The sequence below is a fragment of the Acinetobacter sp. V2 genome (genome assembly GCF_001188385.1).
In the GTDB taxonomy this organism is placed as follows: Bacteria; Pseudomonadota; Gammaproteobacteria; order Pseudomonadales; family Moraxellaceae; genus Acinetobacter; species Acinetobacter oleivorans.
On record NZ_JZFB01000001.1, the window covers coordinates 103,141 to 115,521 of the forward strand.

Annotated in this window: 9 protein-coding genes and 1 riboswitch; of the genes, 7 read left to right on the top strand and 2 right to left on the bottom strand. The window is 41.9% G+C overall.

The window, feature by feature from the left end:
• The coding region (locus tag UC75_RS00520; protein WP_228136973.1) for a pyruvate carboxylase at nt 1-3,002 on the top strand (3,002 nt) is incomplete at its 5' end.
• A 33-nt stretch (nt 3,003-3,035) separates the two neighbouring features.
• The gene (gene yddG / locus UC75_RS00525) at nt 3,036-3,923 is read left to right on the top strand and encodes an aromatic amino acid DMT transporter YddG (protein WP_049836340.1); all 888 of its coding nucleotides are present in this window, start codon (nt 3,036-3,038) and stop codon (nt 3,921-3,923) included.
• A 65-nt stretch (nt 3,924-3,988) separates the two neighbouring features.
• Here yddG (UC75_RS00525) and yddG (UC75_RS00530) read toward each other — a convergent pair whose 3' ends face one another.
• Nucleotides 3,989-4,936 carry an aromatic amino acid DMT transporter YddG gene (yddG, locus tag UC75_RS00530; RefSeq protein WP_049836341.1) on the bottom strand — a complete coding sequence of 316 codons (948 nt, stop codon included), beginning with the start codon at nt 4,934-4,936 and terminating at the stop codon, nt 3,989-3,991.
• Between the two features lie 159 nt (nt 4,937-5,095).
• Nucleotides 5,096-6,217 (bottom strand): GlxA family transcriptional regulator, encoded by a 1,122-nt coding sequence (locus UC75_RS00535; RefSeq protein ID WP_228136974.1) that lies wholly within the window; start codon nt 6,215-6,217, stop codon nt 5,096-5,098.
• Nucleotides 6,218-6,268: 51 nt separating this feature from the next.
• Here UC75_RS00535 and UC75_RS00540 point away from each other — a divergent pair, with 51 nt between their 5' ends.
• The 5 genes from UC75_RS00540 to UC75_RS19435 all read left to right on the top strand — a co-directional run.
• On the top strand, nt 6,269-7,219 hold the full coding sequence (locus UC75_RS00540) for a 3-hydroxyacyl-CoA dehydrogenase NAD-binding domain-containing protein (protein ID WP_049836342.1): 951 nt from the start codon (nt 6,269-6,271) through the stop codon (nt 7,217-7,219).
• A 236-nt stretch (nt 7,220-7,455) separates the two neighbouring features.
• Nucleotides 7,456-8,619, top strand: a complete 1,164-nt coding sequence (locus UC75_RS00545; RefSeq protein ID WP_049836343.1) for a zinc-dependent alcohol dehydrogenase — start codon at nt 7,456-7,458, stop codon at nt 8,617-8,619.
• Nucleotides 8,620-8,808: 189 nt separating this feature from the next.
• Nucleotides 8,809-8,904, top strand: a riboswitch (guanidine-I (ykkC/yxkD leader).
• A 28-nt stretch (nt 8,905-8,932) separates the two neighbouring features.
• Entirely contained in the window at nt 8,933-9,673 is a 741-nt protein-coding gene (locus UC75_RS00550; protein ID WP_049836344.1) for an urea amidolyase associated protein UAAP1, read from the top strand.
• 15 nt (nt 9,674-9,688) lie between these two features.
• Nucleotides 9,689-10,342 carry an urea amidolyase associated protein UAAP2 gene (locus UC75_RS00555; RefSeq protein WP_049836345.1) on the top strand — a complete coding sequence of 218 codons (654 nt, stop codon included), beginning with the start codon at nt 9,689-9,691 and terminating at the stop codon, nt 10,340-10,342.
• Nucleotides 10,343-10,344: 2 nt separating this feature from the next.
• The coding region (locus UC75_RS19435; RefSeq protein ID WP_228136975.1) for a biotin carboxylase N-terminal domain-containing protein at nt 10,345-12,381 on the top strand (2,037 nt) is incomplete at its 3' end.

Below are 12,381 nucleotides of genomic sequence, written 5' to 3' on the forward strand. Positions count from 1 at the left end.
ACTGCCAGTTACTGGCCGCTGAAGTGGGGTATCCACTCATGCTTAAAGCGAGCTGGGGTGGTGGTGGCCGTGGCATGCGTGTGGTTGAACATGAAAATGAACTCGAAGATGCAATTACTGTTGCACGTCGTGAAGCCAAATCTGCATTTGGCAATGACGAAGTCTATCTAGAGAAACTGATTCGCCATGCCCGCCATGTCGAAGTACAGATCTTGGGGGATACCCATGGCAATATCGTACATCTGTTTGAACGGGATTGTACCGTACAACGACGTAACCAGAAGGTGGTCGAGCGTGCACCTGCACCTTATTTATCTGAAATACAGCGCAGTAAAATCTGTGATGCTGCTTTAAGACTGGCCCGTGCGGTAGATTACACCCATGCGGGTACGGTTGAGTTTTTAATGGATGCCGAAACAGAGGACTTCTACTTTATTGAAGTGAACCCGCGTATTCAGGTTGAACATACGGTTACTGAAGAAATTACTGGCATTGATATTGTTAAGGCACAAATTCGGGTGACCGAGGGAGCTGCTGTCGGAGATGGCATTAGTTTTATTCCACCACAAGAGCAGATCAAATTATTAGGTCATGCACTGCAATGCCGACTCACCACAGAAGACCCTAAAAATGGTTTTATGCCAGACTATGGACGTCTCACTGCTTTTCGTAGTGCAACCGGTTTCGGGGTGCGGGTAGACAGTGGTACTGCTTATACTGGTGCAGTCATTACGCCATATTATGATTCTTTACTTGCTAAAGTCACGGTTCGTGGTGCAAGTGGTGATGAAGCCAATGCCCGTATGCTGCGCGCGCTACAGGAGTTTCGTATTCGCGGCGTCTCAAATAATCTGGCATTTTTAGAAAATGTGGTGACACATCCTTTATTTACACAAGGCACCTGTACCACCCGTTTTATTGATACCACGCCTGAATTATTTAACCTTAAACCTAAGCAGGACCGTGCGACTAAATTACTGGAGTTTTTAGGCGACATTACTGTCAATGGACAACCTGAACTCAAAGGGCGTTCACTTCCTGAAACGGTACCTGCTCCGGCACAGTTACCGATATTTAACTTGAACCAGCCCCTTCCTAGTGGAACCCGAGACCAGTTTAAGTTGCTGGGTGCAGAAGGTTTCGCAAACTGGATGCTAGACCAAAAGCGTGTATTGGTCACTGATACCACTATGCGTGATGCCCATCAGTCCTTATTTGCAACCCGAATGCGTACCGTAGATATGCTGGCGATTGCACCTTATTATTCCCATATGGCCAGTGAGCTGTTTTCACTAGAATGTTGGGGTGGGGCAACCTTTGATGTGTCGATGCGTTTTTTAAAAGAAGACCCTTGGGAGCGTCTGGCTCAACTTCGTGAAGCAGTGCCAAACATTCTGTTTCAAATGCTGCTTCGCTCATCCAATGCAGTGGGATATACCAACTATCCAGATAATGTCGTCCGTCACTTTATTACGCAGGCCGCACAAGGTGGGATCGATCTGTTCCGTGTATTTGACTCACTCAATGCGGTCGATAACATGCGGGTTGCCATTGATGCCGTTCGAGAGTCAGGCATGCTGTGTGAAACAGCAATCTGCTATACCAGTGATATCTTTGATAACAACCGAAGATATAACCTTAACTACTATGTTGATATGGCAAAGCAACTGCAAAAAGCAGGTGCCAATATTCTTGCCATTAAGGATATGGCCGGTATTTGTAAACCCGCCGCAGCACGTGAACTTATCAAGGCATTGAAAGAAGAAACTGGATTGCCGATTCATTTTCACACTCATGACACCAGTGGTATTGCCGCGGCCAGCATTTTGTCTGCCATCGATGCTGGTGTTGATGCAGTTGATACCGCCATGGATGCCATGAGTGGTTTAACGTCACAACCTAGCATGGGCTCGGTGGTTGCAGCCTTACAAAATACCGATCGTGATACAGGACTCAACCCTAATAACCTGCAACAGCTTTCTACTTACTGGGAAGGTGTACGCCATATCTATGCCCCGTTTGAGGCAGATATGCGTGCGGGTACGGCTGATGTTTATCATCATGAAATGCCGGGTGGACAATATACCAACCTACGTGAACAAGCTCGTTCACTGGGCATTGAAGAACGTTGGTCAGAAGTTTCCGATGCCTATGCACAAGTCAACTTATTGTTTGGTGACATTGTGAAAGTTACCCCAACCTCTAAAGTGGTGGGTGATATGGCTTTGTATATGGTGTCGAATAATCTTAATTCAGAAGATATTGAAAACCCGAAGCTTGAGATTGATTTCCCTGAATCGGTGGTTTCACTGTTTAAAGGTGAGCTAGGCACACCGGCACATGGTTTTCCAAAAGAGTTACAGCACAAGGTGTTAAAGGGTGCAGCCCCGTTAAGTGATCGTCCTGGAGCAGTGATGTCACCAGTCGACTTGGCAGGTGAGAAAGACGTGCTTGAAAATATGTTTGGGAAACAACTGACCGAACAGGAACTGGCGTCATATTTGATGTATCCAAAAGTCTTTACCGACTTTATGAAACACAAACTGAAATATGGCATGGTATCAAGCATTCCATCTTCAGCCTTCTTTTATGGTTTAAAAGAGCAAAGCCCTGTCGAAATTGAGCTTGAACGCGGCAAGACACTGGAAATAAAACTGCTGGGCCGCTCAGAAGCCAAAGATGGGGTGATTGATCTATTTGTAGAGTTGAATGGTCAGTTGCGTCTGGTGCAGATTAAACAGGCAAGCCAAAAAGAAGTAACGGCTCATCCAAAGGCAGACCCGACAAATCCGAAACATATCGGTGCTTCAATGCCGGGCATGATCAGTACAGTACCTGTGAAACTGGGTCAAACGGTCAAGAAGGGTGAAACCTTATTTACCATTGAAGCGATGAAGATGGAGCTTGCCATTAAAGCTGATCAGGACTGTGTGGTTCAAGAAGTTTTAATGAGTGCAGGTAAGCAAGTTAGAAATATGGATTTGGTTTTAGTCCTTCAATAGAGCGGCTATCAATTTGAGAAGTGGTTTAAAGATATGACAAGCAAGAGAAATGCAACGTTAATAGGGCTCATCGCTGTTTTGCTATGGAGTTCTATTGTTGGGCTAATTCGTAGTGTAAGCGAGAGCTTGGGAGCGACTGGTGGGGCGGCCATGATGTACAGTGTTGCCTCAGTCTTTCTCTTGATTAGTATTGGATTTCCAAAAATTAGTGAATTCCCTAGACGTTATTTAATTTGGGGAAGCTTATTGTTTGTGTCCTATGAGTTATGTCTTGCCTTATCTATTGGTTATTCAAATACCAATCGACAGGCCATTGAAGTGGGAATGGTCAATTATTTATGGCCAGCTTTAACAATGGTCGCAGCTATTTTATTTAACAATCAAAAATCCAGCTGGTTAGTGATTCCCGGATTTGTTATTGCTATTTTGGGAATCTGCTGGGTACTCGGAGGTGAACAAGGGCTTGATTTTGCGAGCATGCTTGAAAATATAAAAGATAATCCGCTGAGTTATGGATTAGCTTTTATTGGGGCATTAATCTGGGCTGCTTACTGTACTGTAACTGCAAGAATAGCCAAGGGGAAGAATGGTGTAACGCTTTTTTTCATGCTTACAGCACTAGTTTTATGGGTGAAATACCTCGTCATTGGTGGGGCGCCAATGGTGTTTAACCTTCACGCAATTATCTATCTTGCACTTGCTGCTGCGGCAATGGGTTTTGGTTATGCCGCATGGAATGTCGGTATCTTACATGGCAATGTAACGATTCTTGCAGGTGCGTCTTACTTTATCCCCGTATTTTCAGCAGCTCTAGCAGCAATCGTTTTACATACACCACTTTCCATGTCGTTTTGGCAAGGTGCGGCTATGGTGTGTATCGGTTCGGTTTTGTGTTGGCTTGCAACACGTCAGAAGCATTAAAACTCGAAACTATTGTTTTAGCTTAGTTCTAGCGTTAATTAGAAACTGAACGATTGGTTTAGTTTCTAACGATTAGATGTAAAGAGGTAGTGAATTTCTCTCGTGATCTTTTTGATGAAAGGATGAATAACTGACCAGTTTGTAGAAATCCAGCAAATAAAAGAACCTGCTGTCACCATTGCAGTTCCTTGCCAAAAGCTTATCGACAATTGAGTTTGCAAAACGAACATTGCCAGAAGAGATGAAATGATCGGGGTAAAGTAAGAAGCAACAACCAGCATGGTAATATTTCCATGAATAATACCAATATTCCATGCTGCGTAACCTAAACCAATAGCAACAGAAGCGACTCCTAACGTTATAAATGTCGCTAGATCGATAGAGGGTAGAGTTGCGTGACCTGTGATAAATAGCTTAATCCATAGGGTGAGTGCTACACAGATAAAGAAAATAGAAATTGGGTTTTGTCCATTGCTCATTTTCTTGGTTAATACGCAATAAAAAGCCCAAATGACAGCGCCTGCAAAGGCCAAAATGTAACTTAGAGGATTACTATGAAAATTATCAACAATACTATTTAGACTAAAATCACCATTTCCAGTTTGAATAAAAATGATGCCTGAAATTGAGATAAGTAAACCTAAAATAATAATAAAATTAAACTTTATTTCTTTAAAAATAACGAAAGCTAAAACTGTTAAGCTCGGCCAGAGATAATTCACAATGCTCACTTCAATAGCCTGTTGAGCTGTTTTGGAATAAGCGATTGCAAATGAAAAACAAAGTTCATAAGCAATGAATAGGGCTGTACCTAAAATTAAATATTTTTTAGAAATTAACTTAAAATTTGGAACTCTAAAAATAATAAGCAATAGCACTGCACTGAAAGTATAAATCAGCGTAATACCCATATCGGGACCAATTGCGGCAGTAATATGCTTCACAAGGCCGACCATAGATGCCCACATGAGAATGGCGCTTAAACCAATCAATGTTGCTAAATTTTTTGACATAGGAAAACTGAATAACTCAAATAATGGACTGAGCTGCTAACAGGAAGTAGAAAAAAGCACGAAGCCTAACAGGTTAAAAGAATTCAAGGTCAAAAAATAGGTTACATAGGACAATTTATATAAAATATCGCGTTTCAGTAGCGTGGTTAAATAGATTTATTATTTGAGCTTTTCTACTTCATGGCGGCGTTTTCTATACGTAAAAGGTGTTTCCCCGTATTGTTTTTTAAACCAAAGAATAAAATGAGAGGCATCAGAAAAACCACATTCAATAGCAATGTTGGTGATATATGCATTCGTGTTGGCAAGTAGTTTTCTAGCATGTTCGAGTCTTAATTTGCGCCAATAATTTGATGGTGGTTCATTGGTACTCGATAAAAAGGCACGGTGCAGTTGTCTTGGGTTGGTTCTCGCATGCTCTGCTACTTCTTTTAATGTAACGTGCGCACTTAAATTTTCACTCATAAAAGCTATAGCTTTAGAGACAATATTATTTTCATATGTAGTTGGACTATCTAAAAGTATCTCTTCTTTTTCATCAATGATTTGTTTGTCAGCATTAATGAGCAAATATTCTAAGCTTTTTTGTGCCCGAATATCACCACAATGACGCCGTATTAAATCCGCAGCTAAATCTATGGCAGTTCCGCCAGGGCAAGTAAAAATACCTTGATCTTCAACATAAGCTTTATCTACGACTGTGATTGCTTTAGGAAATCGTTCTGAAAACTCTTCTCTGGTCGTAAAATGAATTGCACATTTCCGACCATCCATAAGCCCCGCATTTCCTAAAACAAAACAGCCTGAACAAAAGGCAATAATGGGTATCTTCGCATTGTGTATTTCATTGAGTATTTCTAATAATTTTTCTGGTGGATTACGTGTTTCTGTAAGTAAACCACCCGCAATGACAATGTAATCATAATTTTCTTTTAAAGCTTTTAGGTTAAGCGAAGTTGTTGGGTTAACTGATAGTCCACAACTTGCAGTAACAGGTTCATCATTAAAAGTCATCCAGTCCCATTTACAGTAAATTTGCAAACTACGAAAAGATTTATCCGCTGCAAATCTAAGAGATTCAACAAAACCAGAAATAGGAGCTAGCGTGAATTTATTCATCAGAATAAATCCAACACGTAAATCTGGATGAACCGAGGAGAGACTTTCTTCAGAGGGAGATGCTTCATCATAAGCATGAGAAGATGAGTTCTTCATATCTTTCACCGTCAATATCCATTTAGAGCAGTGATTCTTAGAATCTGCTATGTTTATTATAGGCATGAAATGGAACAAAAGAAATTTCGAATAAAACAACATTTTTACGAGGAAAATATGGAAGTCATTAAAACGGTTGGTGTTGTTGGAGCAGGTGTAATAGGTGCGAGTTGGACGGCCTTATTTTTATATAAAGGATTTAAAGTTAAGGTCTATGACCCATATCCTATAGATGAAGCGGTCTTTAAAAGCAGAATATCTACAAATTTAAATGATTTATTGGCTTTAGATCAGAACGCTGGACACACCCATTCTTTATCAGATGTGCTACTTCATCTGGAAATTTTTAATAATTTAAAAGATGCAGTTTCAGACGTAGATTTTATTCAAGAAAATGCTCCTGAACGTCTCGATATCAAACAACAGTTATATCAAGAAATCACAGCATATTGCCCTCAACATACTCTTATTGCTTCAAGTTCATCGGGCTTAAAAGTGTCTGATTTTCAAAAAGAGGCGCAACATCCAGAACGTATTTTATTAGGTCATCCTTTTAATCCGCCGCATCTCTTACCTTTGGTCGAGATCGTTGGCGGTAATTTGACGGATCCTCAAATTTTAAAACAGGCTTCTGAGTTCTATAAACAACTGGGTAAGAATCCAATTGTTTTAAATAAAGAAGTAAAAGGGCATGTTGCAAATCGTTTGCAGGCTGCACTGTGGCGAGAAGCTTTTTCGTTGGTTGAACAAGGCGTGTGCTCTGCCGAAGATGTCGATGTCGCAATTACCAGTGGGCCGGGTTTAAGATGGGCGTTATTTGGCCCCTATATTAATATGCAGCTTGCCAACCAAAAGGGTTTTAAAGAGGCAATTCATCATTTAGGCCCACCAATGACAGAATGGTGGAATGATATGCACGCATTTCAACATTCAGACGAGACAACAGAGTTATTGGAAGCAGAAACCAATCAGCTTTTAACCCAATATAAAAATATCGATTTATACCAAACCAGAGATAAAGGTCTGGTCGATATCTTAAAGCTCAGACAACAACTTAAACTAGATTAATTTAAACTCTTAGGGTAGAGCCAATCATTTTATTTCAGAGATGATTGGCTTTTTTGTTGGGGCAAATAATAAAAAACTCCCTAGCTGAAACAACCTTACATTCATTAAATGTTACTGAAATCTCTGTCGCGTTGCATTTGAACTATATGCCTTACGTGAAGAGTAAGAATCGTTGCAAACCGTAAAGAAAGCCTCCTCATAATCAAAGGACATCATAGAAAATAGAGGAATATAAAATGCGCGCTCTTACTTACCACGGTGCAGAAGATGTTCGAGTAGAAACAGTAGCAGACCCTATTATTCAAGAACCGGATGACATTATTTTACGAGTGACTGCCACAGCGATATGTGGCTCTGATTTACATTTATATCGAGGCAAAATTCCTAGAACCGAACAAGGTGATATCTTTGGACACGAATTTATGGGCGTGGTTGAAGAGGTCGGCCCAGCCGTCACTGCAGTGAAAAAGGGTGATCGAGTAATTGTTCCTTTTGTGATTGCCTGTGGTGAATGTTTCTTTTGCCAACTTGACCTGACCGCTGCCTGCGAAACCACCAATACAGGGCGCGGCGCAATTATTAATAAAAAGCAGATTCCACCAGGAGCAGCTTTGTTTGGTTATAGTCATCTTTACGGCGGTGTACCGGGCGGGCAAGCGGAATATGTGCGTGTGCCAAAAGCCAATAAAGGCCCTTTTAAAGTACCAACCTCACTGTCAGATGAAAAAGTACTTTTCTTGACTGATATTTTACCCACTGCTTGGCAGGCGGTGACCAATGCCCAAGTGAAACGTGGCTCAACCGTTGCAATTTATGGTGCAGGGCCAGTCGGACTGTTAAGTGCTGCTTGCGCTAAGATGCTCGGTGCTGAAAAGATATTTATGGTCGATCACAATGACTATAGATTGAACTATGCAGCGGCAACATACGGTGCTATTCCAGTTAATTTTGACGAAGTCGATGCGGCTGAATTTATTATTCAACATACCGACAACTACCGTGGTGTCGATGCTGTGATTGATGCGATTGGTTTCGAGGCCAAAGGCAGTGTGATTGAGACAGTGCTCACCAATTTAAAGCTTGAAGGTTCAAGTGGTGCAGCACTGCGTCAATGTATTGCCGCGGTTCGCCGTGGTGGTGTGGTCAGCGTACCGGGGGTATATGCGGGTCCGATTCATGGTTTCTTATTTGGTGATGCTTTTGATAAAGGGCTGACTTTTAAAATGGGACAAACCCATGTCCATCAATATTTGCCGCAACTCTTAGAACTGATTGAACGTGGTGATTTATCACCTGAAACTATTATTACCCATCGAATGAAATTAGAAAATGCCGCAGAGGGATATCGCATTTTTAATGAAAGAGAAGAGGATTGCCGTAAGGTAATTCTGCTTCCTTAAGATTCTCGATCTTATAATTTAGTTTTAAGCCTCTTAATGAAAGGGGCTTTTTTATTTTCAAGATGCACAATTTTGAGTGCAGTTTTTTATTTTTGAACTTAAACCGCACCCAAACAGCTCAAGTTTAGTATTACTTTTAACCAAAATCGTAATACTAAACTGGCATGTCCTTTGCATAGTCATAAACAATCAAAAGTGATCTAGGGTTCCGATACTTTACGTATGACTGGACCGAGAGTTCACGGTTCCTAGCGAACTACACGGAGGGATAAAAGCCCGGGAGGAAGTCTAAAACTATCCGACAGGAGTAGCTATGAACACTGCAAGTTATCATAACAATCAGGCGATTTGGACCGAACTTTTACCCGGAGGGCATCACTGGTCGGGTCGAATTCAAAAAGGAACCATTCTTAGATTTACTTCGCTTGGCGCTCAGGCAAATGTTTCTTTGTTTTGTGTAAATGCTGCCGATGTGCTTGAACGTTTTAACATGCCCGACAGTTTAAAAGGACAACATACCGCTTATTTAAAAGCTTCCAATGTACTGTATTCAGACCTAGGCCGTGTGATGGCTTCCATTGTTCATGACGATCATGGTTGGAATGATGCGCTTTGTGGCCCAAGCCGACCTGAGCAAATTGAAAAGCAATTCGGTGAGCGTACATTTCAAGATGCCCGCAATGATATGTACCAAAATGGCTTAGACAGCTTACTCATTGAAATGTGTAAATACGGACTTGCCAGCCAAGACCTGAGTGCCGCCGTTAACCTATTTTCTAAAGTTGTGCCAGATGAAAACGGTGCTTTGTCTTATGTCAGTTGTGACAACACCGATCAAAGCATTGAACTGCGCTTTGAAATGGACTGCTTATTATTTTTATCTGCTGCACCGCATGGTTTAGACACCAGCCCAAGCTATCAACCTGCTGATATTCAACTCAGTTTATTTAAAGCCAATTCTCTAACAGACAGCGATATTTGTCGTGATGCGTGTTCGCAAAATCAGCGTGCGTTTCAAAACACAGCCCGCTACTACGCGCTTAGCAATATTTAAATCAGGAGAAGCATCATGACAGTTTTACAAGCATTTGAAAAAGCAGTTTTAAATGAAGTTTGTCCTGCGGGTGAAGCGTGGATGTGTGAGGTTAAAAAGGGCCAATATTTTCGAATTATTGACCTTGAGGGAAACCAAGCGGTCGATACTTTGTTTATGAGTGCCGAAAACCCGACTGAGCGTTATAGCGCAATGGATACTTTGGCCATCAACCAGCAAATCTATTTAGAAAAGGGCACCAAGCTCTACAGTAACTTTGGCCGTCCAATTGCTGTCATTCATGATGATAACTGCGGTCGCCATGACACCATTGGCGGTGCTTGTTCATGTGAAAGTAATACTGTTCGCTATGCACATGAAACGTATCCTATGCATAGTTGCCGTAACAACTTTATGTATGCCTTGGCAAAACACCCGATTGCGAAGAAGCATGGCTTAAATGTGCGTCACATCGGCCCAAACATTAACTTTTTTATGAATGTGCCAGTAACACCAGATGGCCAGCTTAAATTTGATGACGGAATTTCAGGACCGGGGAAATATGTCGAAGTTCGGGCAGAAATGGATTTGATTGTTTTAATTTCGAATTGTCCGCAGCTCAATAACCCATGTAACGCCTATAACCCAACCAAAATTCAACTGGTTGTCCGTGAAGCGGAAGGGGTGTAAGCATGTTTAAAAAAGTTCTGATTGCTAACCGCGGTGCAATTGCCTGTCGCGTCATTCGCACCCTTAAAAAACTCGGGATCGCTTCGGTGGCTGTTTACTCCGAAGCCGATCGTGATTCTTTACACGTGACTTTGGCAGATGAAGCTTTCCTAATTGGTCCTGCACCTGCGCACCAAAGTTATTTAAATATTGAAAAGATTCTTGAAGTAGCAAAACAGTCGGGAGCAGAAGCCATTCATCCTGGTTATGGTTTTTTGTCTGAAAATGCTGAGTTTTGTGATCTGTGCGAAAGCCAAGGCATTGCTTTTATTGGACCGACTTCAAGTCAAATGCTCGATTTTGGTTTAAAGCATACTGCACGTGAACTTGCTATTAAAAGCAATGTACCTTTACTTCCGGGTAGTTCACTACTTGCCGATGAAGCTGAAGCTTTAACCGAAGCGACCCGTATTGGTTATCCAGTCATGCTGAAAAGTACCGCGGGTGGCGGTGGTATTGGTATGCGTCTGGTCTGGAACGAAACCGAATTAAAAGATGCTTATCAAACCGTGTCTTATTTAGCGCAGGTCAATTTTAAAGATGCAGGTTTGTATTTAGAAAAATTTGTACAACATGCACGCCACATTGAAGTACAAATTTTTGGTGATGGACAAGGGCAAGTTTTAGCGTTGGGTGAGCGTGATTGTTCGGTGCAACGCCGTAATCAGAAAGTCATTGAAGAAACACCCGCGCCACACTTAAATGAACAGCAACGTGACTACCTTCAAAAAGTTGCGATTCAACTCATGCAGTCGGTGAACTACCGTTCGGCAGGCACGGTTGAGTTTGTCATGGACACCGAAACCCAAGAATTTTATTTCTTAGAGGTCAACACGCGTTTGCAAGTTGAACACGGCGTGACCGAGCAAGTGTTTGGTGTCGACTTAGTGGAGTGGATGGTTACATTGGCAAGTGGTGACTGGTCAGCACCCACTGAAAAGTTAGAGCCAACAGGACACTCTATTCAAGTTCGTCTTTATGCTGAAGATCCGATTAAACAGTTCCAACCAAGTGCAGGCTTACTCACCCATGTTAAATTTGACCCGCGAACCCGAGTCGAAACATGGGTGGAAACAGGTTCAACAGTGTCGTCTTTTTATGACCCGATGATTGCTAAAATTATTGTGACCGCTGGAACACGTGAACAAGCCATACAGGCAATGAGTGCTAGTCTTGCCAATACGCAAGTCGCAGGCATTGAAACCAATTTGGAATATTTGCAAAATATTATTGCTTGCGATGTGTTTGCTTTAGGTACTCAAACCACTCGTTTTTTAAATACATTTGAATGGAAAACTCAAAAAATTGAGGTGTTGCAGGCTGGTATTCAAACTGCCATTCAAGACGTAACAGGTCGATTAGGTTATTGGGATGTTGGTGTACCGCCATCTGGTGCGATCGATCCACTCAGTTTAACTGTGGCAAATCAGCTTTTAGCCAATGAGCCAAATACCGCAGGGCTTGAATGTACCTTGCAAGGGCCAACTTTAAAGTTTCACTGTGACAGCCAAATTGTGATTACGGGCGGTGATATGCCTTCAAAACTTGATGGTGAACTTGTGCCGATGTGGCAAACCATCAATGTGAAAAAAGGCCAAGTTTTAAAATGCGGGCTTATCCGTTCAGGTTGCCGTAGCTATATTGGTGTTAAAGATGGTTTCGATGTTCCTGACTATTTAGGGTCGCAGGCGACTTTCACTTTGGGTCAGTTTGGTGGGCACGCAGGTCGTAATTTATTAATTGGTGATATGCTGCCGATTACTGAATATTCCGCTCAATCGACTACTACTTTAGCTCAAGCACAAATTCCTAGCTTTACTCAAAACTGGGAAATTGCAGTCATGTATGGGCCACATGGCGCGCCAGATTTTTTCACCAAACAAGATATTGATACCTTTTTTGCCAACGAGTTCGAAATTCACTATAACTCAAGTCGTACAGGCATTCGCTTAATTGGACCAAAACCTGAGTGGGCACGTGAAGATGGCGGTGAGGCGGGG

What these genes read in the sequence shown, in the direction of transcription:
- UC75_RS00535 (WP_228136974.1), bottom strand. Translation starts at nt 6,217, where the DNA reads ATGCCTATAATAAACATAGCAGATTCTAAGAATCACTGCTCTAAATGG.
- yddG (WP_049836340.1), top strand. Translation starts at nt 3,036, where the DNA reads ATGACAAGCAAGAGAAATGCAACGTTAATAGGGCTCATCGCTGTTTTG.
- UC75_RS00545 (WP_049836343.1), top strand. Translation starts at nt 7,456, where the DNA reads ATGCGCGCTCTTACTTACCACGGTGCAGAAGATGTTCGAGTAGAAACA.
- yddG (WP_049836341.1), bottom strand. Translation starts at nt 4,936, where the DNA reads ATGTCAAAAAATTTAGCAACATTGATTGGTTTAAGCGCCATTCTCATG.
- UC75_RS00540 (WP_049836342.1), top strand. Translation starts at nt 6,269, where the DNA reads ATGGAAGTCATTAAAACGGTTGGTGTTGTTGGAGCAGGTGTAATAGGT.
- UC75_RS00550 (WP_049836344.1), top strand. Translation starts at nt 8,933, where the DNA reads ATGAACACTGCAAGTTATCATAACAATCAGGCGATTTGGACCGAACTT.
- UC75_RS00555 (WP_049836345.1), top strand. Translation starts at nt 9,689, where the DNA reads ATGACAGTTTTACAAGCATTTGAAAAAGCAGTTTTAAATGAAGTTTGT.